Source organism: Arcobacter sp. AHV-9/2010 (assembly GCF_004116575.1).
Classification (GTDB): Bacteria; Campylobacterota; Campylobacteria; order Campylobacterales; family Arcobacteraceae; genus Aliarcobacter; species Aliarcobacter skirrowii.
The window spans coordinates 45,839-70,439 of record NZ_PDKH01000002.1 but is presented as its reverse complement, the minus strand read 5'-3'; the positions used below and the strand labels follow the sequence as shown (position 1 = coordinate 70,439).

Genomic DNA, 24,601 nt, shown 5'->3' with positions numbered 1-24,601 from the left:
TTTTTAAATTTTTTTGGATTTTACTAAAACTTTAATAAATAGTGTCCATATCAATTGTTGCGTTAGCACTATTTATTGAATGCAAAGCATTTAAAAGTGCTTTTGTATTGTGTGATCTTAAAACTATTTCAAATCTATATTTGTTTGCAATTTTAAATATAGCACACTCTCCAAATCCAACTATTTCAATATCTTTTATATTTTGAAACTCTTTTACTATTTTTTCAAGCTCCTCTTTTACTTTTAAACCATTTGTTGAGCTTAAAATAACACGAGAAAGTTTTACAAATGGAGGATATAAATCTTTTCTAAACTCCAACTCACTTTGTAAAAACTCTTTGTAGTTTGATTCAAGCAAATAGTGCTTAAAAAACTCCTCATTTTTGCTCTCAATAATAACTTCACCAAAACCATTTCTCCCACTTCTTCCAGATATTTGAAAAAGAAGACTCAAGGCATTTTCTCTGGCTTTATATGAACTCATATTAAGTAAACTATCCATCCCCAAAACAACTGCTAATTTAACATTGTGATAATCATGCCCTTTAGAAAGCATTTGAGTTCCAACCAAAATATCAATTCTGTTTTGATTAAACTCTTCAAGAATATTTTTCAACTCTTTTTCAGTTTTTACACTATCTTTATCAAATCTTTTTATAACACTATTTGGAAACTCCTCTTTTAAAATCTCCTCAATTTGAGCAGTTCCAACTCTATGATTTCTTACAATTCCAGTTTTACAAGATGGACAAATATCTGGAATTTTTGAAGTATATCCACAATAGTGGCACTTCAAAGCTCTATCATTTTTATGTAAACTCATAGATACACTACAAAATGGACACTCAACACTTTTACCACAATCAAAACAGATTTGGTGTTTATAGTTTGCCCTTGTTGGTAAAAAAACAATTGTTTGATGCGAGTTATTTAGATTTTCTTTTATTTTTTCTAAACTTTTTTGTGAAATATTTAAACTACTAGACTCAAAAATATAACTCTTTTTTGTCTCATAAAATGTTTTGTTTAATTCAAAATATGGGATTTTGTAAAAACTATTTATTGATGGTGTTGCACTTCCTAAAATAAGTCTTAGATCAAATTTTTTAGAGATATATATTGCTAAATCTTTTGCATTGTATCTTGGAGTTTGATCACTTTTATATGAGTCATCATGCTCTTCATCTACAACAATCAAACCCAAATCCCTAAAAGGCAAAAATAGTGCTGACCTTGCACCTGCTATTAGTTTTATTTCAGAAGTTTGAAGTTTTTCTAAAATCTCTGCTCTTTTTTTGGAGCTAACTTTTGAGTGCCAAATTGCTACACTATCTCCAAAAACCTCTTCAAGTCTCTTTTGCATTTGAGGTGTTAAAGAGATTTCAGGCATTAATAAAACAGCTTGTTTACTCTTTTGTAAAACCTCTTTTATTGTTTTTATATATATTTCAGTTTTTCCAGCGCCAGTAGAGGCAAAAAGCAAAGCCTGTTTTTTAATATCTAAAAACTCTTTTGCCTCTTTTTGAAAAGATGAGAGGTGTATATCTTTTTTAAACTCAATTTTTATCTCTTTTTCTTCTATATTTTTGTTAAATGTTTGAAAAATAGATAAACTATGTCCTAGTGAACAGACATAATATTTGCTAATAAAATCAGCAATTTCAAGCATAAATTTACTATAAAAAAACTCTGTAACTTTTAAAATATTGCTACACTTAAACTCTGGTTTTTCAACTTTTTTTATAATAACTGCTAAATATGGTTTTTTTCTATTTGCTAAAATCACTTCAACTACAAAGCCACTATCTATTAACTCTTCACTTTGATATGTAAGATTTTGTAAAGGTGATTTTAAAATTGCTACTTCATAATAGTTCATTCTAACTCTTTGCAAATCTCTATTGGAGTTATACATTCAAAACTACTATTTTCTAAAGAGAACTTAACACTTGAATTTTTTGTAAAAAAGATATAATCAACACTTGCTATTTTTGCCCACTTTCCAACTTCTTTTTCTTTTGTTGTAGTAGATTTAAAAGGATGTTCTAAAATATCTTTAAAAAGCTCTTCATCTTTTGTGTCAATTTTTGCACTATCAAATTTGCTTAAATTAAAACTATTTTGTAATAAGTTAGCTTGAAACTCTTGGTTTTTAATTGCAGAGTTTATAAGAGCATACTCTACTTTTAGTTGATTTTTTACTCCAAAATCAAAAAAATTTGACACTTTTGGAGTAAAAATTGCAAAAATAATTGTTAAGATTAAAACTACTAGCATTGTTTCAAGAATTGAAAAGGCTTTGATTTTAAAATCCTACAAGCTTATTTGAGATATTTGTAATCTCTTTTTCAAACTTTAATTTAAGCTCTCTTTTCTCTTTTAAGGTTGTTAAATATGCTTTTAGAAGAGTAAATGTCTCATTATTTTTACTCAAATCAAAATGTCTTGTAATCTCTTTTTGCATATCATCATCTAAAACTAATTCATATGCCATATTATTTATATGAAGAGTTATTTTCTTATTTTCCATCTAATTTAGCCTTTTTTAAAAGGGTATCAATTTTTAAAATCATATCTTGATTGTATCTCTCTAATTTATCATTCTCATTTGTAAGTTCAGAAATTTTAGCCTCTAAAGCTTTTTTCTCCAACAAAATTTGACTGTATTTTTGAATTAAATTATCAACTCTTTTATTTAAAATCTCAATCTCTTGCATTTAATCTATCCATTAAGAAATCATCGCTTCATCGTAGCTATCTTCCATATAAACTTTTGCAACTTCATATAATTTTGCTACACTTTTTCCCCATGCTGAAAAATTCTCTATATCTTGTTGTGAGATATCAAAATGTTTTGATATTTTCTCTATTACAACCTGTTCATTTATATTAAATACTGTATCAATATGCACTAAAATCATAAGCTCCATTAATACAATTTTTCTGCTTCTTTGACTTTTAAAGTTTCTTAAAATCTCTTCTAAATCAAATTTTGAATTATCGAATGAATCAATATTATCAATCCCCATCTCATCGCAATAATCTAAAATTATATCCTCTTCCTCTTTCCCAAAATTATTATCAACTCTTGCTAGATAGTGAGCAAGTTGTAAAAAAGCAAATTTCTCTCTTGATTGAAGTTTCATCAATAGCATTTTTTATCCTAAGTTTTTATATATTAAAGTATATATTATAGTATATTTTTTTTAATTTCTAGTAAATTATTAATTTGCTATCAAGCTTAATAAAAACTATTTTGAATATTGATTTTTATTTTGTATAATCCGCTTTATGAAAACTTTTATATTTAATAATTTTGGCAAAATATCTATTTTGATCTTATCAATTTTTATTATTTTTGCTTCAAGCAGTGTTGTTGTAAATGATAGTGCAAAAGATGTTATAGACAGATCTTTTAATCAAGCTTTAATTGTATTTGGAAGTGCAAAAGCACTAAATGCAGTTATATCTTTGGCTCAAGGAACAGAGATTAATCTTCCATTTGTAGTTGTTGCTATTGGAGAGGTACTTGATCCTATAAATGATTTAGTAGAGCAATTTTCACTTATAATGTTAGCTAGTTTAGTATCTCTTGGGATTCAAAAAATATTATTAAATTTTGTATCAAATGATTTTTTCAATCTTACTTTTATAGTCTCTATTGTGGTTTTTAATATATTTTTATTTTTAAAATTTAAAAATAGAGAAAATATTAAAAATATCGCTCTTAGATTAACACTTGTTTTGCTATTTTTAAGATTTTCAATTCCATTTGTTGCATACTTAAATCAGTATAGTTATGACTACTTTATAAAACCCCAATACAATATTGAAGAGCTAAATGAGACTATTTTAAATACAAAAGATGAGATAAGTAAAATAAATATTGAATCAGTGGAAGAGAAAGAGAGTGGTTTTTTTGAAAAATTTAGACAAAAATTTGATATGACTTTTTATGAAAAAAAGGTAGATGAGTATAAAAATGCTGTTGATAGTTCAAGCGATAATATAGTTGATTTGATTATTGTATTTATATTTCAAACTATATTTTTGCCTATTTTTTATCTATTTGTTTTTTATATTTTATTAAAAAAACTTTTTAATTTTCCAGCCAAATAACCGCTTGAAAAAGCCCATTGAAGATTGTATCCACCACAAGGACCATCAATATCTACAAGCTCTCCACAAAAGTATAGACCTTTTATAATTTTACTCTCCATAGTTTTTGAATCAATCTCTTTTATGCTAACTCCACCTCTTGTAATCATAGCTTGTCTAAAGCCATCGTGACCAATAACTGTAAAAGGTGTCCAAGCTAGAGTTTTTATTAGTTTTTCTCTTTTAAACCCCTCTATTTGTTTAAATCTTAAATCTGCTTTTATATCGCAAATATTTAAAATCTCATTTGCAACACTACTTGCTAGTAGAGTCTCTAAATTTTGTAAAATATTATCTTGGGGATTTTTTGATATCTCATCTTTTAGATGTTTATAAATCTCCTCTTCATTTTTACCTTTTAAAAAATTTATTAAAAGTGGAACTTCACTATGTGAACTTAAAATTGGAGTTATCTCTCTTGCAAAATCTAAAATAACTGGACCTCTAAGCCCATCTTTTGTAAATATCAAATCTCCACTTATTTTTAGGTTTTTATACTTTTTTATATCTACTTTTAAAATAGCTTTTGCAATTGTATCAGCCTTGCAAGAGCCAAAATTTTTCTCTTTTGTAAAAAGTGGCATCATAGCTGGAGAGGTTTGTGTGATTTTATGTCCAAAAGATGAAGCAAAGCTATATCCATCTCCAGTTGCTCCTAAAGTTGGATAACCTAAACCTCCAGTTGCTAAAACTAAATTTCTGGCTTTGTAGATAATATCTTTGCTTTTTAGTTCAAAAATATCATCTATTTTTTCTACTTTCTCAATATTTATTGATGTTTTAAACTCTACATCTAATCTTTGAAGTTCTTTTGATAAAGCTTCTAAAATAAGTGTTGAACTATGATTTATAGGAAAAATTCTAAATCCATCTTTAGCAATTGTAGGAACTCCAATTGAAGCAAAAAAACCTAGCAAATCATCTCTTGAAAACTCATCAAGAGCATCTTTTATAAATCTGCCATTTTTTCCAAACTTCTCAATAAACTCCAAAGGTGATAAGGTATTTGTAAGATTGCATTTGCCACCACCTGTTGCTTTTAGTTTTAGTGCAATTTGTGGCATCTTTTCTAGCAACAACACCTTTTTGCCCTCTTTTGCAGCACTAATAGTTGCAAATATTCCAGCAGGACCAGCTCCTAAAACTATTAAATCGTGTATCATTTTAACCTCTTTATATCCTCTTCTTGCTCTTTTAAACTTTGGATTTTGTAGTTTATTTTTTTAAGATTTCTTCTAATATCCCAACCTAATTGTTTTAACTCTTGTTCTTTTAATCTTTAAAACTGTTATTTCTTTTTCTCCATTTTAACTTTTTGTATAATGATTGTATCTTGACTTAATTTAACTTGGAATGACCCCAATAAACTAGTTATTTATACTAGTTTACTCCTATAGCTTTAAAAACAGCATCAATAGGATCTGAATATATTAATAATTGAAATTTACTTAATAATTCAGGTGGAACTTTTCCTATGTGAACCATATCAACAACTGGTATTAAAACTTTTTTAGCACCTGCATCACTTGCAATTTGCAGTGCATCAGGTAGTGATTCTGTTGCTATTACACTTCCACCAATACTAAAAGAACCCAATATTACTGTTTGTGATTGAATTGGTCTTTCTAAAATTCCACTGCACAAAGATATAAATACAGCCAAAGAAATTCCTTTTGATTTTCCAATTCCATTTAAATCTGTAGCTTTTAAATAGTAATCATTCTCTTTATATTTTGCACTTGCACTTATTCTAGTTAAATTAGCTTGAATATAATTTGAAGCCTCTTTAATCTCTTCTTTTATCTCACTTGAGCTACTAAAACCTGCACTATCAAACTTACCTGTACCAGACATAACTTGTAAATCAAATCTAAAAAGCCCTTTATGTGAAGTGTCTGGATTAGTAGCAACTGCATAAATAGACCCGTTTGGTAAAGTTCCTTCAGGAATTAAACTTTTACCACCACTTTCAGGAACATTAATTCTAATTTCATCACTATTTTCTAAATCAATGTATGAGAAATTTACATCATAAAATTCCATACCACCAATTTTTTTTAGTTGTTCTTTTATTCTTCTTCTACCAACAAGTGCATATTCAAGTGCAACTCTTACATCTTCTTTTGTATAACTCTCATCAGGAAATAGAAGTTTTAATAGTCCACTAACTGTTTTTTTGACAGCTTTTGTATCTCTTTGGTTTAAATCTCTTCCTAGTTTAAAATATTTATCAATAGCATTAGAAAAGTTATATTTCTGAAGTTCTCTCATCCATTCAGCCATAAAATCAGTAATAAATCCATACTCATTTGTAAAAAACTCTGGTCTCATTTTTGGAACTTCCCAACCTGGTAAATAGTGATGAAATCTATCAAAAAATGCAGTATCTATCATCTCTTTTGGAAATGGACTTAAAAGATGTGAAGTTTTAACAATATTTTCTATACTTCCGTCAATATTTCCTACAAATATCATAGAAGCTTTTGCTATTTTTTGCTCTTTTCCTCTTGCAAATGAACCGCTTTCCATATAGTCTTTCATTATTTGGACACCATCTTTATCTTTGAATCTAATACCAGCAACTTCATCAAATGCAACTATATCCCAAAGACCTACTAGTCCCATCGTTCTACTACCCATATTATAAAAAAGATTAGCAACTGTTGTTTGACCACCTGATACAAGTATAGAGTTTGGTGAGATCTCTTTATAAACAAATGATTTTCCAGTTCCTCTTGGTCCTAGTTCACACATATTGTAATTATTTTCTACAAAAGGAATGAGTCTTGCTAATAAGTGCCATCTTGTTTTATCATCTAAATGTGTTGGTTCCATTCCAGTTGATCTTATTAAAACATCAATCCACTCATCTTTTGAAAAATGCTTTCTATTTTCTAGAAATGATTCAAAATCCATATTTGGCATTTGAATAGGTTTTAAGTTTTGAATTATAAATGGGCTACTTTTTGAGTTTTCATCACTAAAATATTCTAGTGTCATAATACACCAAATACCACCTGCTAAAAGCTTTTGGTAATTAATAACATGCTCTTTATCAATAAAAATATTTTTAATTCCTAAATTAGAAAATTCTGCTTCATAAATATCTTTATTTTCATTTAGTTTTACACTAACTTTATCAATAATTTTATATCTACCCTGCTCTTTAATTCTTGATTTTATAATTTCAGCTTCATCAGGTCTTACATAGTTTTTTGCCAAAATATCTTTTACTTTTTGTACACCTTCAACTATTTGTTCTTCATTGTCTGTTGCACAATACATTCCAAGCAAATATTCAAGCACATAAATAGGAACATTTGCACCATCTTTTATAGATTTTGTTAAATCTTTTCTTACAACAAGTCCTGCATACACTTCATTTAATTTTTCATTTAATCCCATAATATATCCCCTTTAAAACTCATCAAAATCATTAAAGAAAGCTAATTGTAGTTTAACATCATAAGTTTTATAAATAGGTTCTTCACTACTATTTTCAATCACTTTTTTCATTACAAATTTAATAAATTTCCCACTATATTTATTTGAAATCTCTTTAAAAGTAAACCTTAACTTATTTTCTCTATTTCTGTTCTCATCATCACTACTATTTAAAGTAATTTTATGTTTATCACTAAGTTCAATTCCATCTTCACTATAAAATCCACAACTAATAGTAATTGGCTTAATTCTTTCACTTATAGCTTCTTCTTGATATACCGATACATTTACATAATTTGTGGTAATTGTTGAAATTGGCATTATTGTAGCTTCAACTTCACTAATCATATTTTTTCTATGATATTTAATTTCAAGCAAAGGAATTACTAACTCTTGTAAAGTTGCTCCTCCATGAACGAACCTATTTCCTCCACCTTGTTTTCTAATCTTATTAATTGATTTTGTAATTAAAAAATCATTATCTCCATTTATTCCTAGCTCTTTTGAACTGAATTTTTGAGTACAACTATTTTCTTCTAAATTTTTACCTATTATAAATCTTCTATTTACTTTTGAAGTTTCCATAAATGTAGTATCTATTTTACAAAACTCACTATCTTGTGTTGGTTTGTTTGTATAAACAAATCCATGATCAGCTGTAATAAATATATTTGTTCCATTTAAATTTATTACTTGTTTTACTATTTTTATTAATGTTGCAAAACTACTTTCAACAGCATCAAATACTTTCTCTTCTGTAATTGGATCATCTCCAGTTGCATCTATTTGATTGTGATAAATATAAATTATATTGTTTGATTTAACTAATTCTCTTCCATTTTCTCTACTTAACTTTAAAAACTCTTCATCGTTTAGTGCTATTGAATTTATATCTTCACTTTGAAGAATTTTTGTTCTTGCCTCTTTTCCTTTTGAAGATTTTCCATCAACATAAACAGTATCATCGGTTGATTTAATTTCAACTTCACTATTTGGCAAAAGAGAAGCCATTCCAAGTTGTGTATATGAAGGAAGTGAACTTATCATATAACTTTCATTTACACTAAAACTTCTACTTTCAGTATTTTCATAAGATATCAATTTTGATAACTCTTTTGCACACTCAAATCTTAGTGCATCACTTATCACTACAAATACTTTTTGATTTTTTTCAACTATTTGTGGAACTTTTGATTTATAAAAATTTCTTTGATGATTTGATGAAGATATTGAATAATCTTTTACAAAACCTTGCCATTTATCATTTAAAACTCTTAAATATGAGTTTAAATATGCATCTTCTAATATATTTAAAGATTCTAATATTGTTTTATGATCACTTTGATTATAAAAATATACAAATTTTCTATAGTTATAATCTATTTCATACCAATGAGAACTATATTTATTTACTCCATCTTCAAAATTAGAAATTTCAACTTTGAAATTATTTATACCAAAGTGTAGTTTTATTGCATATTTGAATGTTTTATATATACTTTCATATTTCTCATACCAAAATTTATGTTCTCTTTTATTAAAGTAGTTTTCATACTCTTTTTCATTTATTTTTGAACTAACTATTAAATCTCTTAATTTTGATATTACAAACTGTTCACAAACTTCATAAGTAGAGCACTCAATAGCACTTGATAATTCATAGCTAGAAATTATTGATTGAATATTTAACTCATTTTGCACTTTTAAAGATACTGCTTTAAATAGCTCTTTATGTCTATTGCTATCCATCCAATGCTTTACAAAAAGTGTTGCCTCTTTATTTAGTTCACATTTTTTAGAATCTATAGATGAATAAAAATGGTTTTGCAAAAATTTATATGTTAAATCTTTTATAGATAGTATTTCACTTTTATATTTATATTTTAAATTCAACTGTTTTAAAAGTTTTTTTGTTAGATTATATTTTTCAAGTTCTTGCACTAAATCTTCATTAGAGATTAGTTTAAATAAAATATCTTCAATCGTTTCATCACAATTTATAATAACTGAAATCATTTTATTAACTAAATCTTCATCACTATCTTTATCTGTAATAATTGATTTATACTTATCTAATCTAGTTTTTGCATTAAAAAATGCCTTATGCTCACCAATAAAAACTTTTTTTGTAATATCAAGTTCAAGCTCACTAACTATCATAGAAATTGGATCTGCACTAAATTTATAAAAACTTTGTTCAATATCCAATAACCAATTATCTTCCATATTTGGCTCAGCATTTTTTGAATAAATCAAATATCTTGAGTCTTTATCTTCATAAAGTACTTTTACTTTTATTCCAAATTCATTGTTGTTTATTTCAAGTTTTTTAATTTCTAAATCCAATGAATCAAACTCATCTTTTAAGCTTCCACCATCATCATACCAAATGATAATTCTATGCTCTTCAAATAGTGTATTTAGTCTTTGCTCTATTTTACTCATTCTATAAATCTTTCTCTTTTAATATTGCTGATAATTTTTTTATTACAATTTTTATATCTTCTATTTTTGGTAAATTATCTGAATAAACTAATGTTTTAAAGTTACTATTGTAATAACTATGTAATTCATCTAAAATATTGATATCTTGAAAGATTTTAGTTGTATGTAATTTAATATTAGACCAATCAGCACTAAACTGCTTTTGATCATCTTCTCTTACATTTATTATCATTTGTGTAATATCATTATTTTCTATAAATACTTGTATTTCATCTTCTTGCATTAAATAATAAATATCGTAAAAGTGTCTAATTTTATATTTTAATTGGCTATAAGTCTCATCACTTTCATGTGAAGCTCTTGCTATTGCACTAATTTTCTCACAAAATGTTCTTTTATAATCCAATACATTTACTTCAAATGGTTCTAGTTGAAAATCAGTAATTAATTTTTTTGCTTCTTCGCTTTGAGTATTTAAAAAATCATATATATAGCTAGATATAGTTTTACTTATATATGGATGTGGTTGAGCAAATGAATTTAATTCAATGATTAAATTTTCATTAGCATGTCCAAAATCAGCTTCTGTTATCTTTGGGTATTGATGTACTGTTTTTCTAAACTTTGAACCTTTTGATGTTTGAGGTGTATTTGTTTCTTTAAAGTTTTCATCTAACAAAGCTTTTTCAATGTTTTTAATCAAACTCTTTACAGCATTTCCATCTATATTATAAGTTATTACAGCTAAATCTATATCTTCTGAAAATCTATCTATTATCTTATATGCTTTGGAAAGTGAAGTTCCACCTTTAAAAATTGCAGTTTGTTTATAATCGCTTTTTGATAACTTATTTAAAATATAAGTTACCCAATAATCTTTTTCGATAAAAACAGTAGGAATGCCAAGCACTCCTGCTGTTGTTTCAATAAGCTCATTAAAAGTTTCTTTATCATTATGTAATATCATATAAAATTCCAGTATTTTCTATCTTTAATAACATCTTCTTCTAATTTTAATTTATAATTTGTCATAGGATTTAGTGTTGATTTTAACTCATAAGCACAATTTTTATTTCCTATTTCTTTAAAAATTGCACCTAAAATTGCCTTTGTTCTTGGAGTATATTTTAAAGCAAACTTTGTAAGTTTATTTTGGTTTTCAAGTGATTCTTTTTTTATAATCTCTTTTAAATATTTAACTACATCATTTGGTGTTGTTGCTGGAATTTTGTTTATATCTTTAATAGCATCTAATATTTGTACTAAATATATTTCATCATCTTTAACTTCAACTCTTTTAGGTATAAATTTTAAATTTATATTACCAATTTTTACTTTTCTATATGCTCTACTTGTTGCAATAGTAGTTTCATTTGCAATTTGTGTTGTAAGCCCTAATTGTCTAAAGCTATTTGAGCCAGTTTCATAACTATTTCCATCAACTGATTTTAGATAGCTTTTTATTCTATCATTAGAACTAGGTCCTACTTCTCCAAATATTCTCATTTTTGGTTTATAAAATTTACCATTGGATACTTTTTTTATAATACCTTTTTTAAAAAGTCGGCTAAGTTCAATGGCTACTGATGTTTTATTTAAACATGGTATATCATCATAAGTAAATAGTTTTGCATCTTCAAAACCTGATACAAAATCTCTTGTAATCTTTGCTACTGACATCTTAACCCTCCTTTTCTTTTTTTTATAAAGTTATTATACAATATTTTGAAATGTTTTTCAAATAAAAAACATTTTATTTTAAGTAATATTTAATAATTACTCTTTATCCAATCCTTTGATAACATAAAGTACATCTTTAAATTTATTATAATTTACTTTTACACCATCATCTAAGTCAATATCAACTCTATTTTGGGCAAAAGATGTAAGAACATCTCTATCAAAAGAGATTAACTCTTTTAATTTATTCTCTATATCTTTGATTTTTTTATCTGCATCTTTTTTATCTTTATTTGAAGATGATTCATCTAAAATGATCTGTTTTAAAATATCTTTTGTACCCTCTAACTTAAGTGTGTATTCTCTTAAGTAGTTATTTTGAACTCTTGCAAAAATATCACTTTGGTATCTATGCATATAACTTAAACTCATAAAAGCTTTTTTAGGACTTGAAACCATCCAGTAAATTGGTCTTTTTTTATATCTTTTTAAATGATCTTCATAAAAATCTTTTACCATATAAACTCTAATAGTTTTACCCAAGCACTTTTCTATGAAATTAATATTTTCATTTAGATTTTCAGCTCCAAATGTAGTTTTTACAAAGTTCACTACACGACTTGCAATATCATCACTAAAATAATCATCTTCAAGTACTGGAATAACATTATCATCATCTATTTCAAAAGTAGTATCTTTTGGGTAGTCTTGATTTAGATTTGCTACAACTAATCCATTGCTGTCTAAAGAGTATCTTCCAAACATCACACCAACAGCATAAGATATAAACTGTTTCATAATCTCATCTGCTTGAAATACTAGCTTATCATCAACTATTTTTGTTTCACTTTTAAGTATCGTTATATCTTTGAGTTCTACATCTGGTGTGAGTTCATCTTGGAGTTCATATATATCTATAAAGAGACGGTTTAACTCCTCTTCGTTGGCGTGAAGTTTATAAAACTTTTCGCTCCAATATTTACAAAAGTTATTGTATGCAGTTTCTATTTTTGAATCTGATTTATGTTTTAAAAGTTCATTTTTTGTGAAATCCCATGATGTTTCTCTGCTGTCCCATTCTTCTTTTGAGATGTCTATGTTTTGTTGAGTGAGGGTTTCGATTGTTTGTTTTGTGGATTCTTGTTTTGGGAATATTATTGGTAACTCAGCAATTACACCACAACTATAATTTAATGTAGGATTTAGTATTTTCAATAGATTATTTGCAATATACGTATTAAAAAAAGCAAGATAATAGGTAACATCTTCAGCGAAAACTGCATTTGCACCTACATCAAAAATATATCCATGAGGATAATAGCGTGCATTGAAATCTGCAGATGAAACAAGTCCCCATGATGCGCATTCTCTAAAATAATATTGCTTTGCTCTGACAGGGGCTCCATTAAATGATAATGGAACATTAGAATATTTATGTATTTCCAAACCATCGTTTTCCCAATTAACAAGATAATCATTATTTCCATACCATTTTCTCATACCGCCTGCTTTATTATAATAAAACCATTTAAAATTAGTTTTTATAAAGTCAACTTCACTCCAATATCTAACAAATAATTCATTATTACAAGTAGTTAATCCCATCTTTGCATTCGCTAATTCTTTAATCTTAGTATTATCAAAAATCTCCTTAACTCTATTACTCACCCAATAAGCAATCGGACTCCCAGGAATCTTAGGAAAATCCTCCTGCTTCGCTTCATATCTATTTTCAGGTTTAAAAAACCCTTCCTCTTTGCTATCACTATCTTTGTAGTCTGTTAATCTTATGTATGTTGCCATTTAGTTTTTCTCCAAATATTTTGCTTTTGCACTCTGTATTGCATTATGTAGTTTTTGTTGAAGTATCTCTTTTGATGGAAGGACGGTAAGATACTGAGCTACATGTATGCCACTTTGTTCAAGTTCAAGTAGTTCTATTTGCTCCTCTTTTTTATCAGCACAAAGGATGATTCCAAGAGGTTCATTTTCACCTTCTTCTTTTTCATATTTTGAAAGCCATCTTAGATATAGTTCCATTTGCCCTTTGTATTCAGCTTTAAATTTTCCAAGTTTTAGATCAATAGCTACAAGTCTTTTGAGTTTACGGTTGTAAAAAAGTAAATCAATTTTAAAATCTTCTCCATCAATGATAATTCTTTTTTGCCTTGCAACAAAACTAAATCCAACTCCAAGCTCAAATATAAAATGCTCTATACTTCTTAAAATCGCATCTTCAAGGTCTTTTTCCAAATACCTATCGTTTAGTTCTAAGAAATCAAGAAAATATGGGTCTTTAAAAATAACATCTTTTGAAAAATTTTCTTTTTGTATATTTTCAAGCTCAAACTTTATAAGTTCATCTGGCTTTTTTGAAAGAGCTGTTCGTTCAAATAACATCGAATCAATTCGCTCTCTTAGAGTTCGCACACCCCACTTTTGAACTATCGACATTTGGGCATAAAACTCTATTTTTAGCTTATCTTGAAGGGGTATAAGCTCTCTAAAATGAGACCAACTCAATTGTTGCGACAGTGTGGCAATAATCTCTTTTCCATATTCAGCTCTTTGATTTTCAAGAATTTCATCATTTATGGTTTTTCCTATATTCCAATACATCAAAGTCATTGAACTATTTACAGCAACTGCAACATTTTGTTTGGTTTGCTCTATTAGATTTTTTATATGCTTGAAAAGGTTTTGGTTCGGGGTTAATTTATTCATATCTGTTTTCACTCTTAAAAAAACCTTGTTCTTTGCTGTCATTATCTTTGTAGTCTGTTAGTCTTATGTATGTTGCCATTATTTATTCTCCAAATATTGATTTGTAGTTTTCTTTTGCAAAATCAAATATAGTTTTATTTATTTCATATTTATCTCTTATTTTATTTGGATAAATATCCCTAGAACTTGCTGTTCTCAAACTTAAAATATTTTTGTCACAAAGTCTTTCTAAATCTTGACTTTCATAGTTAAACTCAATTGTCAATAAGTCTTCTTCAACAAATAGTTTGACAATATTTAATTGTTCTTTTGTTAAATTTCTGAGTATGGCTACTTCTTGTTTTTTTATTTTATAGGATTTATATTTTGACCATGAAAAATCATAAATGATTAAAACAAATAAAAATATTAAGATGGAAAGAATAATAGAACTTGTAATCCAATAAAAAAATAACCCAATAAAAGATGAAAATGCAACTTTTTGATTTTTTGTTATAAATTTTAAAAATTGTGTTAAATTACTACTATAATTCATGGATACATCCTATTAAAGATTCTATTGCAGATAAAGAACCTAAACAAAACAATACTATTCCGATCAAAACAAAAAACATAGAAATATATAAAAAAACCTGATGTTTACTTTCATTATATAGTTTTAACTGAGTTAGATATGCAAAAGTTGTTGCAATTCCACTTGATACAATGCCTCCAACAAAATAGTAAAAAGCAAACTTTATATCTGTATTAATTAAAGAATTTTTTTCTAATAAAGTACCTAAAAAAGTCAACAAGGCTATAATAGCTCCACTGTTTACTAAAAATACAAACTTTATGGAACTTGTTCCATAATGAATTAAAGATTTATATGTTTCTTTTTTATGCCAATCGTTTGCTTCCATTATTCACCTTTTTCCAAAACAAACGCAACACTTTGAACAACCTCTCCACCAATCATCTTAAACCTCTAATTTCTCTATTCTCATCTAAATCATCAAGGTTTATTTTAAAATAAATGCCTTTTGTTTTTGAATCAGGTTTCTTTTTATTGAATACCGTTGCTGCTGTTCCAAAAGCAATTCCCATAACCATATTGTCAAGATGTATCATTGTTGTAATTGAGTAATTCTTAAGTAATTTTTCTCTCATTTTTTCATAAGAACTTAAAAACATCCAAGACTGCATTGTAATCATTGCCATATAACCTAGGTCTTTTGTAATTTCAAATCCTCTTTCCATAAACACAGCAAAAAGGTCTGATTTACTATCAGGATAGTTTTTCTTCACAAATTCCCCTAACTCTTTATTCATTCCCTTACCACCCATATATGGTGGGTTTGTAACTACGCATGAAAATTGACTACTTAAAATTTTTGTTTGTAGTTTAAACTCTTCATTTGTATATCCAAAGATTCCATCTTCTTCTTTCATATCCTCTTCACTTGGAGTTAAAAGAGAACCATAGTTTTTTATTCCTTTAAAACTATTTCCAAACTCTTGAAGTTCTAGTACATTTGCTTTTGTTGGTTTTTTGAAAAATCTTCTATGATAAAGTCTTGCTTTCATTGTAAGTGCAAAGTTTGCTAAAGTTGCTGCTCTTTTGTCTATATCACATCCAAAAAGATTGTTTTCTAAAATAAGTGTTGGGATTTCACTTTTACTATAACCCTCTTCTTCGTATATCAAAGTCAATAAATCAAAAGCATAAGTTAGTACATGCCCACTTCCACAACATGGATCTATTAAGCTTAATTCTTGTGGTGTTGAGATTTTTAAAAATGTAGTTGATGGAGTATCTTCTTCTATATAATACTTCATACTTTTCTTTAAAGATGAGTTTGGGTGATTTAGCATCCATAGTTTCCCAAGTGAGTTTTCAACCATATATTTTACAATCCAGTTTGGAGTAAACAGTTGTGTTGCAGCTGGAATATTTGATGGTGTTATTTTTATATTTTTCTTTAATTTAAGAAATACATCATCTTTTTTTTCAGATATATAAAACTGATACAACCATCCTATTACTTCAATATCTTTGCAATCATCTTCATGCATTCCTTCAACTACTTTTGCTCTTAAAGAGTTTGATGAGAGTAAATCCTCTGGTAATAAAAGCTCCGTATAATCAGATATTGATTCAAACATAAAAGGCATAATTTCAGAATAGTAGTTACATACAGCAATTAACAACATTCTAAAACATTCATTATCACTATCTTTACTATCTACTTTTTTATCTAAGATATTAAAAAAATGCGTTCTATCTATGTTTAAATCTTCACTAATATTTCCTGATTTTGCTTCTGTGAATATTTCAGGTGCAGTATGCCCTTCAAGTGGTGATATTACTTTTGTATCTGTAATATCATTTACATCCATAAATCTCAAAGCTACAAATCTATTAAACCAAGTATATGAAACCTCTTCTATAAAATCTTCATATTTTGATTTATCTAATTTTTCAGCACTATTACATCTGTTTATAATCTCTTTTATAGATGATTCATAAGATTTATACTCAATAGGAAGATTTGAAATATCAAGCTTTAAAAAGTAATCTACTTTTGTTTTTACTAAACTTAATAGCTCAATTCTAATATCTATTGCAAATTTTTTTAATACTGATTTGTTCATACTCTTTCCTATAATGTAATCTCTCTACCACTATTTATCTCTTCAAGCATTTTTGATTTTAGTTCATTTATAAACTCTTCTACATCACTTACTGTTTCAAGAGTGTATTTATCTTTTGGTTTGATTTTATCAAATCTAGTTCTTGCTTTTTGAGGTATATTTTCTTTATGTTCAGTTGGTAATAGTTCTAAAATCTTTTCATTTGCATTGTCAAATGCTTTTTCTAAGCTTTCACTATTTACTCTTTGATTTATAAAGTCAATATTGTTTGAGTTTTCACAACTTAATTTTATAGCTTGTAGTGGTTTTATAACCGAACTTTTGTCACCTTGAATTTTTGAAAATGATTCAAGTGATTGGATTTTGGCTATTAGTTCATCTACTTTTACTAATGCTTTTGTTCTAACTGAATCTATCATTGGATTTAGTTGCTCTTCAATTGCTTTTAGTGAAGTTTTAGCAGCTTGAACTTTGTTTCCTTTATATGGTTCTAAATCTTTCATTAAAGCATATAAATCATTTATTCTTTCATCTTTTATATGATATAAATTATCTTTATTTGTAGAGATAAATAAAGCTATTTCATCATAGATTTTTCTTTTATCACCCTCCATAAATTCAAACAATGAATCCAATAAATCTTCTTTTAAATCTAGCAATTTATCTTCATATTTTTTTATATCTATAAAAAAATTATCATAATCTAGTTTTTCATAAACTTTTATTTTTTCAATAGCTTCTTTGAAACTATCTTTAAATGAATAGGGATGAGATAAAAATGAGTTTAGTTTTGATATAGTTTTTTCATACTCTTTATTTGCTAACTCTATTATTTCTCTTGCACTTGTAGATGTAAAGTTTCCATTTGGGAAGAACTCTTTTAAAATATCTTTTGCAGCTTTAATATCTTTATCATCAATCTTTTCTACAATTGCCACAATAATATTTGATTGCTCTCGGTTATTGCTTAAAATAGACAATATCTCTTGTTTTGTTAAAGGATTAGAACTTCTTTTTAAATCAACTCTTTTTTTCATAAACATAGAAGCTAATAAACATAAAATTGCACTTTGATACCATCCGTATGGTTTAATACTATATTGCTCTAAAAGTTTTGAAACAGTTACATTTTGATGTGATGCTTTTTGTCTTTTTAAATAGTTAAATATCTCATTTTCTGCTTCATTTAGTGCATCATCGCTACCTGTTAATAAATCATCACTTTGCATTAAAATAGTTTTTATATCTGTTTCATTATAAATCTTGTTTAACATAGCTATATTTGGATAAACAACAGGAATTGCAACATTTAATGCTTTGTCTATTAAAAGTTTTGGGTCACTTGATTTTATATCTAAAATTGAACCATTAAAATATATTTTTGCATTTGAAAACATCTCTTTTAGTGAATCTAAAAGATTATCTCTTCTTTTGTTGTTATCACTTGCTTTATTCATTAATAAAGCTCTTTCAGTATCTGTTAGATTACCATTTTGTTTTTGAGGAATAAACTTTTGAGTTTTTGCATACAGCTCTAAATCTTTTATAAAAGTAAAATTTGGCTCTAAATAAACTATTATATCTCTATCACCAATTGATTTTGCAAGAAGCCTCTCCTCTTTGTATTCATCGCTTACAAGTGGTGTAATAATGTTTAATACTATCTCTTCATCTTTGCCTTTTACTAAAGTATCATCTATTTTTCTAGCAAATATATAATCTTGCTTGTTTAGCTCACATCTAACTTTATTTGTTCTTAAAATATCATCATAAACCCACTTAATTAGCTCAGCAGTAACTTCTCTTTGTTCAATAGAGATTGCTTTAATCTCATTTTCTATATCTTTCTCAACATCTGTTAGATACTCATAAATATCACCGATTTTTTGAATAAAAACATTTTCAATTAATATTATAAGAGATTGATTAATTCGCTTTTTTAAATCACTTATATCACAATCAACACTATTTACAAGAAGTGTAGTGATGTTGTCTATATTTGGATTAAACTCTTTTACATATTTAAGCATAAATAAAATCTTTAAAATTTTTACCTCTAAGCTATTTGCTCCTAATGAGTTGATTGCTTGATTTATTTGTGCTTGTAACTCACCTCTAATAGTTGAACTTAATCCATCGAAAAATCTATCAAATGTAGCAATAGTACCTATGCTGTCTTCACTAACTTTAATAGTTACATTTTGAACAACATCTAGCATACTTCTTTCACCAATAGATTGATGCTTTCCTTGAAAAGAGTTATTTCTTGATAATCCCATAATACAAGATTGAAACAAATCCATTTGGTATGGCACAAAGGGATAAATACTAGCAAATTCATCGGATGTAGCATAAGATTTATATCTTTTTTCTCTATCACTAAAATGAATTATTGATTTTAAAGAGTTTTGAACTTTTCCATACAATGATGCTAAATCAGAAGCCGATTCATCTTTTTTAGCTAAAAGTCTTTTTTGAATAACTTCATTTGCATTTTGACTTGTTAGATTTAGCTTTACTTTAAATCTTCCCATAATTTTTGAGAAGTCAAATTCTGTTGATTTTTGATTTGCAACAAGATCACTTACTGCACTTTGAGATGTAACAATTACCCAAGCTTGTCCTTTACAAACTGTTGAAAGTGTCTCAACTATTGTTTGAAGATTGAGCATAAGTTTTGTGTTATCACCAATAAATTGACCAACTTCATCTACACAAAAAATTAGTCTATAATTTGGCTCTTGTTTACTAATATACTCTTTTACTTCATTTGCAAACTCTTCAATAGATAAAGAGTAATTCTCTTCATATTTATCAATAGTATCACTTGCACTTTCAATAGATATCCCCTTAACTTCACTCAAAGCTTGAGCAACGCTATCAATTTCTAAATGAATAGTTTCTCTTCCTGTTTCCCAATTTTCTCCACTATATGTTTTAAATTTAGATTTAAAATCTTCAAATAATCCTTGTTTATCTAAGTCGCTCTCAAATTTAGCAATGTAGCCAAACTTTGGATAATATCCTCTCATTTCATTAAAAACTTTCATAAAAACAGCAAGTATTGCATCATCATTGTTTTTACCGCTATTTTCAGCTTTTTGGTCAATATTAAACAAAATTGAATGTGCAGGTACTTTTAAAGCTTTCTCTATATTATTTTTTAATTCAAAATCTTCTTGTCCTATTTTTTGAATAAATAGTTCACCAATTAAATCAGAGTGTATTCTTTGATTTGAAAGTATATAAGATAATATTTTTAATAAGTGAGATTTACCACTTCCAAAAAAACCACTTATCCAAACTCCTATATTTTCAGTAGGTTTTCCAATTGTTGAACTATAAACTTCAAAAAATTCATCTAGCTTTTTAGATAAATCCTTTGTGATTACATACTCATCAACTTCTTGAAATACAGCTTCATCTGTCGTGTTATCAGCCATAATAACACCAGCTATATTCCTATTTATATCTTTTTTGAAAATATCTTTAATCATTTTTTGTTTCCCCCTATTTAACTAAATTTACTGTTTCTAAATTAAATGCTCTATAATAATTATCATCTTTTAATTTTCCAAATAAACTTAAACTTGTGCCATCATATACTCCTGGAAAAAACATAACTGTTGGTCTATCTTTAACCGCATTTTGAAGATTATTTAAAACCATATGAGATCTTAAAAATGGATATACTTGTCCAATTCCTGTTAAAAAGAAGATATTTGAAGAATTATTTGATGTTAGCTCTTCTATTTTTGGAATTAAATATTTTTGAGTATCAATAGCACCTTGTATTGTTTTATAAAGCTTTTCTTTTGATAGATTTGGCTCTTTTTGGATTAGTTTTTCTAAAATTCCTCTATCTTTAAGCATTTCCATAACCAGTTCAAAAAGATTAATTTCATAAACTGAAATTCCATTTATTTTTAATCTATTTTTTAACCTTTCAATCTCACTAAATATAGAAACTTCTTGTGCTGGATTATATGAACTTATATAAAATGGTATCTCTCCACCAATAGATTCCATTGATAAAAAATTTTCATTTGTAAAAGTTTGATATAATTTTTCAAATTTTTCTTCAACTCTTTCTAATTTCATAAATACCTTTCTTTAACTTTATCAATCTCATAATCTGTAAATAAAAAGGCTTTTAAAAAAGCTGGATTATCTTTAACTATTAGCTTTATTACTTCATCACTCAAGCTTGGTTTTAAAATATTTTTATTTTTGGTACTATCAATAAACATTGATTCTTCAAGTATTCTAAATAAAACTTGCTTTAATTTATACTCTGTGTTTTGAGTAATATTTTCTAACTGTTCTATTGCATATTTTTTACTTTCAAAAAATGATTCATAGTCACTATTTAATATCTTATAATCAAACATTAAAAACTTTTTTAAAATAACTTCAACTATAAATTCAAAAATAAATCTGTATGTTTTTAAAATAGCTAAAAATATTAGATCTCTTATATCTGAACTACTTGCATCTTTAAAATGCTCTAATTGTTGAGAAGTTAAAGATTCTACCCTTCTTTTAATTTCTATAAAAACTCTTTTTCGTGAAGATATTGATTGCTTTTGCATAATATTTTCTTCAATTACCAAATCTTTTACTTTATCCCAATCTCTAAATTCTAAATATTTTTTTGCAACTTCCTGCGTTTCATGTAACATTAAAGTTGCTGCTGTATATGAAAATATATAATTATTACTCAATCTTTTTCTCTTAATTAAAATCTATACAAATAGCTTTTAGAATACCTTTTTTTTGCTTTTGAATAATTGAAACTATATTAGATAAAACAACTATAAAAATTAATTCCAACTAGCTTTGTAATATTATCAATAGATCTTCCTTTACCATTCATAGATATTTTAATATCTCACATTGCTCTGATGTAGTCAGTTCTTTATGCTTGGGATCTATCAGCTTTTAACTCTTCAATCTCATCTTTATATGTTTTAGTTGCTCCTGCTACATCAAATGCTAAAAAAGCATTTTCCAAAAATTGTTTCTTCCAGTTCTGAATACTTTTTACTGTGATATTATGCTTTGATGCTATTTGATTTATCCTAGCATCACCTTCTAATAGCTCTAAAACTATTCTTATCTTAATATTTAGTGGCATTATATTTATTTCATAAAAGCAAGATTGTACCCTAAAGAGTTTTAAACCAAAAAGTAATTAAAAATATACTTACTTAATAAAATATGTATGAAAAATATCTGCAAGAATATATAGCACTAAAAGTGAAAAAATAACCATTCTATAGTTCATTTAAAATCTTAAAAATCATATATCAAAGATGTTAAAAACTTTTTATCAGTTTTCTCTTTTTGTGTTTGATTTGTATAATCAACTTTATAACTAACTCCTAAAGATAAGTTTCCAACCATCTTTACATTTACACTACTCTCACTTGTAACAAAGTATTTTTCACTATCCTCCATAGATACAAGATAGTTTACCATCTGCTTAAATTCAACATCCTTTTTTATTTGATATTTATAATTTAACTCAGATTTTGAAGCAGCATACTCATCTTTTTTACCATTTTTATACTTATCCAAAGAGTAATCAACCCCAGTTTTTATATCTAAAAGGTGGTCATCTGTATTTATAAACTTATAACCAAGTCCAGGTCTAATATTTAATCTTGAATCATAATCAGAAAACTCATCTTTTACATAATTTGCACCCAAATATGTATAAAAATTATCTGTAAACATATAACTAGATTGTAGCTCTAATTGATACTTATTTGCCGACTCTTCATCATTGTCTTTACTTTTTATTATTGAACCTTTGAATTTGAGCTCTATATCATCAATCTTTGATTTTGCTTCAGCATCAGCTGCTAGTGTAGTTGTTTGTGTATTTCCACTTGTATTTACATAAGATAACTCAACTTTTCCTTCATTTTCAACAGCAGTTGCAAAGTTTAATAAAATTGGTAATATTAGTAGTTTTTTATAGTTTTTAATCATTATTTTCCATCCTTAAAATCTGTCTTTTGTTTGCACGGCTTTGTTCAATTTGTATAAAATCTTTCTCATACTTTTTATATTTTTTCAAAAATGGTGGGATTTTTCTACCCTCTATCATCATCACATCATCCAAAATTGTTTTTACCAAAATCTCCTCTTCATAATCACGGCTTAAATACTCAAACAAATACTCAGCAACTCTATCAAGTGAGATTTTAAAAGTACTTTCACTTCTTTTATACAACCATTTACTAAAATCAAAAAAGTTTTTAAACACTTTTCCATCTTTAAAAAGTAGTTTTGAAGTTTTTACAAAATTTCCACTATTGTAAACAATATCCCAAAACCTAGCAAATCGTTTCATGTCCTGCATGAGAGTAAAACTTACCAAATTGTTTTTTAAAATATCATAAGGCGGGTTTGGATTATAAACCATACCATGCAGTTCATCGTGCCTATTTAAGGTAGTTCCAGATAGTTTTTTTAAAATTCCAATTTGTATTTCACCACTACTTAAAGTATAAAGTAAATCAAGATTTTCCTCAAAACTCTCAATTGTCTCTGTTGGTAATCCTACAATTAAATCTATATGCATATGAGCATTTGTCTCAGAACTCAAAAATGCTAGATTCTCTTTGATTTTATCAATTTTTAGGTTTCTGTTTATATTTTTTGCAACATCTAAATTTAGAGTTTGAATTCCAACTTCAAGTTGTAAACTTCCTGCTTTGAACTTTTTTAATCTCTGCCTTAACTCTTGAGGAAAATTATCAGGAATTACCTCAAAATGTAAAAAATAGTCCTCATCTTTTGATAAAAAATAGTCCAAAATAGCTTTTGCATAAGATATTTTTAGATTAAAAGTTCTATCTATAAACTTATAGTTTCTAGCCCCCCTATTCCAAAGTTTATCAATCTCATTTAAAAAAACATCGATAGGCAAATACCTCATTGATGAGTCAATACTAGATAGACAAAACTCACAAGTAAAAGGGCAACCACGACTACTTTCTATATAAATATGTCTATTTTTTATATCAAAATCTGTGTAGTAATCATATGGTAGAGCGATTTTATCAAACTCAACTGGCTTTGCATGAATTATCTTATCTTTTGGTCTTATTCCACCTAAGATATTTTTACATAAGTTATAGACACTTATTTCGCCCTCTCCAAACATAAAGTAATCAGCAGCTTGAAAATCAACTCTATGAGGAAGATGACTAATCTCTGGACCTCCAAGAGCTACTATTGTATTTGGGCTTATTAGTTTTATATATTTTACAATTTCGGCTACATCTTGAGCATTCCAAATATATGTTGAGATTAATACAATTTTTGGTTTGTACTCTAAAATCTCTTCAACTATTGTTTGATTTTGGCTATTTATTACAAACTCTAAAATCTTTGCTTCATCTTTTAACTCTTTTAGATTTGCAAACAAGTATCTTAAAGATAGACTTGAGTGCGAAAATCTTGAGTTTAGTGTTGTTAATATTATCTCTTTTTGTTTATTCAA

The 24,601-nt window shown here is 27.0% G+C and carries 21 protein-coding genes and 1 pseudogene; 1 reads left to right on the top strand and 21 read right to left on the bottom strand.

Going from position 1 to position 24,601, the window contains the following annotated elements:
* Window positions 1-31: 31 nt before the first annotated feature.
* Genes CRU94_RS04080 through CRU94_RS04060 form a run of 5 tightly spaced genes read right to left on the bottom strand, consistent with a single transcriptional unit; the run spans window position 32 to window position 3,155 of the window.
* On the bottom strand, window positions 32-1,879 hold the full coding sequence (locus tag CRU94_RS04080) for a primosomal protein N' (RefSeq protein WP_129105546.1): 1,848 nt from the start codon (window positions 1,877-1,879) through the stop codon (window positions 32-34).
* A complete protein-coding gene (locus CRU94_RS04075) occupies window positions 1,876-2,277 on the bottom strand; it encodes a hypothetical protein (RefSeq protein WP_129105545.1) in 402 nt (133 codons plus the stop codon). The genes CRU94_RS04080 and CRU94_RS04075 overlap by 4 nt, the downstream gene beginning before the upstream one ends.
* A gap of 28 nt (window positions 2,278-2,305) precedes the next feature.
* Window positions 2,306-2,530 (bottom strand): hypothetical protein, encoded by a 225-nt coding sequence (locus tag CRU94_RS04070; protein ID WP_129105544.1) that lies wholly within the window; start codon window positions 2,528-2,530, stop codon window positions 2,306-2,308.
* Window positions 2,520-2,717 carry a hypothetical protein gene (locus CRU94_RS04065; protein ID WP_129105543.1) on the bottom strand — a complete coding sequence of 66 codons (198 nt, stop codon included), beginning with the start codon at window positions 2,715-2,717 and terminating at the stop codon, window positions 2,520-2,522. The genes CRU94_RS04070 and CRU94_RS04065 overlap by 11 nt, the downstream gene beginning before the upstream one ends.
* 12 nt (window positions 2,718-2,729) lie before the next feature.
* Window positions 2,730-3,155: a TerB family tellurite resistance protein gene (locus tag CRU94_RS04060; RefSeq protein WP_129105542.1), complete on the bottom strand. Its 426-nt coding sequence runs from the start codon at window positions 3,153-3,155 to the stop codon at window positions 2,730-2,732.
* Window positions 3,156-3,291: 136 nt separating this feature from the next.
* Here CRU94_RS04060 and CRU94_RS04055 point away from each other — a divergent pair, with 136 nt between their 5' ends.
* On the top strand, window positions 3,292-4,119 hold the full coding sequence (locus tag CRU94_RS04055) for a hypothetical protein (protein WP_129105541.1): 828 nt from the start codon (window positions 3,292-3,294) through the stop codon (window positions 4,117-4,119).
* On the opposite strand, the gene CRU94_RS04050 is transcribed toward CRU94_RS04055, so the two are convergent.
* The 16 genes and pseudogenes from CRU94_RS04050 to CRU94_RS03970 form a co-directional block, all read right to left on the bottom strand.
* Window positions 4,077-5,321 (bottom strand): BaiN/RdsA family NAD(P)/FAD-dependent oxidoreductase, encoded by a 1,245-nt coding sequence (locus CRU94_RS04050; protein WP_129105540.1) that lies wholly within the window; start codon window positions 5,319-5,321, stop codon window positions 4,077-4,079. The two genes, CRU94_RS04055 and CRU94_RS04050, sit on opposite strands and share 43 nt — an antisense overlap.
* Before the next feature lie 217 nt (window positions 5,322-5,538).
* On the bottom strand, window positions 5,539-7,563 hold the full coding sequence (gene brxL, locus CRU94_RS04040; RefSeq protein WP_258237386.1) for a protease Lon-related BREX system protein BrxL: 2,025 nt from the start codon (window positions 7,561-7,563) through the stop codon (window positions 5,539-5,541).
* Window positions 7,564-7,575: 12 nt separating this feature from the next.
* A complete protein-coding gene (gene pglZ / locus CRU94_RS04035; RefSeq protein WP_129105538.1) occupies window positions 7,576-10,047 on the bottom strand; it encodes a BREX-1 system phosphatase PglZ type A in 2,472 nt (823 codons plus the stop codon).
* A gap of 1 nt (window position 10,048) precedes the next feature.
* Window positions 10,049-11,014 carry a nucleotidyl transferase AbiEii/AbiGii toxin family protein gene (locus CRU94_RS04030; RefSeq protein WP_129105537.1) on the bottom strand — a complete coding sequence of 322 codons (966 nt, stop codon included), beginning with the start codon at window positions 11,012-11,014 and terminating at the stop codon, window positions 10,049-10,051.
* Window positions 11,011-11,727, bottom strand: coding sequence for a DUF6088 family protein (locus CRU94_RS04025; protein WP_129105536.1), 717 nt, complete (start codon window positions 11,725-11,727; stop codon window positions 11,011-11,013). The genes CRU94_RS04030 and CRU94_RS04025 overlap by 4 nt, the downstream gene beginning before the upstream one ends.
* 96 nt (window positions 11,728-11,823) lie before the next feature.
* Window positions 11,824-13,530: a BREX-1 system adenine-specific DNA-methyltransferase PglX gene (pglX, locus tag CRU94_RS04020; RefSeq protein ID WP_129105535.1), complete on the bottom strand. Its 1,707-nt coding sequence runs from the start codon at window positions 13,528-13,530 to the stop codon at window positions 11,824-11,826.
* Window positions 13,531-14,463: a PDDEXK nuclease domain-containing protein gene (locus tag CRU94_RS04015; RefSeq protein WP_258237385.1), complete on the bottom strand. Its 933-nt coding sequence runs from the start codon at window positions 14,461-14,463 to the stop codon at window positions 13,531-13,533. It lies immediately after the preceding gene.
* A gap of 70 nt (window positions 14,464-14,533) precedes the next feature.
* A complete protein-coding gene (locus tag CRU94_RS04010; protein ID WP_129105534.1) occupies window positions 14,534-14,986 on the bottom strand; it encodes a super-infection exclusion protein B in 453 nt (150 codons plus the stop codon).
* A complete protein-coding gene (locus CRU94_RS04005; RefSeq protein ID WP_129105533.1) occupies window positions 14,976-15,353 on the bottom strand; it encodes a hypothetical protein in 378 nt (125 codons plus the stop codon). Before CRU94_RS04005 ends, CRU94_RS04010 begins: the two co-directional genes overlap by 11 nt.
* Before the next feature lie 52 nt (window positions 15,354-15,405).
* The gene (locus CRU94_RS04000) at window positions 15,406-17,085 is read right to left on the bottom strand and encodes an Eco57I restriction-modification methylase domain-containing protein (RefSeq protein WP_129105532.1); all 1,680 of its coding nucleotides are present in this window, start codon (window positions 17,083-17,085) and stop codon (window positions 15,406-15,408) included.
* Window positions 17,086-17,093: 8 nt separating this feature from the next.
* Window positions 17,094-20,582: a BREX system P-loop protein BrxC gene (gene brxC / locus CRU94_RS03995; RefSeq protein WP_129105531.1), complete on the bottom strand. Its 3,489-nt coding sequence runs from the start codon at window positions 20,580-20,582 to the stop codon at window positions 17,094-17,096.
* Window positions 20,583-20,595: 13 nt separating this feature from the next.
* Window positions 20,596-21,186, bottom strand: a complete 591-nt coding sequence (locus tag CRU94_RS03990) for a DUF1788 domain-containing protein (RefSeq protein WP_129105530.1) — start codon at window positions 21,184-21,186, stop codon at window positions 20,596-20,598.
* Window positions 21,183-21,809, bottom strand: coding sequence for a DUF1819 family protein (locus tag CRU94_RS03985; RefSeq protein WP_129105529.1), 627 nt, complete (start codon window positions 21,807-21,809; stop codon window positions 21,183-21,185). The genes CRU94_RS03990 and CRU94_RS03985 overlap by 4 nt, the downstream gene beginning before the upstream one ends.
* Window positions 21,810-22,018: 209 nt before the next feature.
* A pseudogene (locus tag CRU94_RS03980) lies at window positions 22,019-22,207 on the bottom strand (transposase); the annotation flags it as partial.
* A gap of 173 nt (window positions 22,208-22,380) precedes the next feature.
* Window positions 22,381-23,082, bottom strand: a complete 702-nt coding sequence (locus tag CRU94_RS03975) for a DUF481 domain-containing protein (RefSeq protein WP_129105527.1) — start codon at window positions 23,080-23,082, stop codon at window positions 22,381-22,383.
* Window positions 23,075-24,601: a B12-binding domain-containing radical SAM protein gene (locus CRU94_RS03970; protein WP_129105526.1), complete on the bottom strand. Its 1,527-nt coding sequence runs from the start codon at window positions 24,599-24,601 to the stop codon at window positions 23,075-23,077. Before CRU94_RS03970 ends, CRU94_RS03975 begins: the two co-directional genes overlap by 8 nt.

Coding starts and splice junctions, on each gene's coding strand:
- CRU94_RS04055 (WP_129105541.1), top strand. CDS start 3,292: ATGAAAACTTTTATATTTAATAATTTTGGCAAAATATCTATTTTGATC.
- CRU94_RS04065 (WP_129105543.1), bottom strand. CDS start 2,717: ATGCAAGAGATTGAGATTTTAAATAAAAGAGTTGATAATTTAATTCAA.
- CRU94_RS03975 (WP_129105527.1), bottom strand. CDS start 23,082: ATGATTAAAAACTATAAAAAACTACTAATATTACCAATTTTATTAAAC.
- CRU94_RS03990 (WP_129105530.1), bottom strand. CDS start 21,186: ATGAAATTAGAAAGAGTTGAAGAAAAATTTGAAAAATTATATCAAACT.
- CRU94_RS04005 (WP_129105533.1), bottom strand. CDS start 15,353: ATGGAAGCAAACGATTGGCATAAAAAAGAAACATATAAATCTTTAATT.
- CRU94_RS04070 (WP_129105544.1), bottom strand. CDS start 2,530: ATGGAAAATAAGAAAATAACTCTTCATATAAATAATATGGCATATGAA.
- CRU94_RS04030 (WP_129105537.1), bottom strand. CDS start 11,014: ATGATATTACATAATGATAAAGAAACTTTTAATGAGCTTATTGAAACA.
- CRU94_RS04025 (WP_129105536.1), bottom strand. CDS start 11,727: ATGTCAGTAGCAAAGATTACAAGAGATTTTGTATCAGGTTTTGAAGAT.
- CRU94_RS04050 (WP_129105540.1), bottom strand. CDS start 5,321: ATGATACACGATTTAATAGTTTTAGGAGCTGGTCCTGCTGGAATATTT.
- CRU94_RS04010 (WP_129105534.1), bottom strand. CDS start 14,986: ATGAATTATAGTAGTAATTTAACACAATTTTTAAAATTTATAACAAAA.
- CRU94_RS04075 (WP_129105545.1), bottom strand. CDS start 2,277: ATGCTAGTAGTTTTAATCTTAACAATTATTTTTGCAATTTTTACTCCA.
- pglZ (WP_129105538.1), bottom strand. CDS start 10,047: ATGAGTAAAATAGAGCAAAGACTAAATACACTATTTGAAGAGCATAGA.
- brxL (WP_258237386.1), bottom strand. CDS start 7,563: ATGGGATTAAATGAAAAATTAAATGAAGTGTATGCAGGACTTGTTGTA.
- CRU94_RS04060 (WP_129105542.1), bottom strand. CDS start 3,155: ATGCTATTGATGAAACTTCAATCAAGAGAGAAATTTGCTTTTTTACAA.
- CRU94_RS04000 (WP_129105532.1), bottom strand. CDS start 17,085: ATGAACAAATCAGTATTAAAAAAATTTGCAATAGATATTAGAATTGAG.
- brxC (WP_129105531.1), bottom strand. CDS start 20,582: ATGATTAAAGATATTTTCAAAAAAGATATAAATAGGAATATAGCTGGT.
- CRU94_RS04080 (WP_129105546.1), bottom strand. CDS start 1,879: ATGAACTATTATGAAGTAGCAATTTTAAAATCACCTTTACAAAATCTT.
- pglX (WP_129105535.1), bottom strand. CDS start 13,530: ATGGCAACATACATAAGATTAACAGACTACAAAGATAGTGATAGCAAA.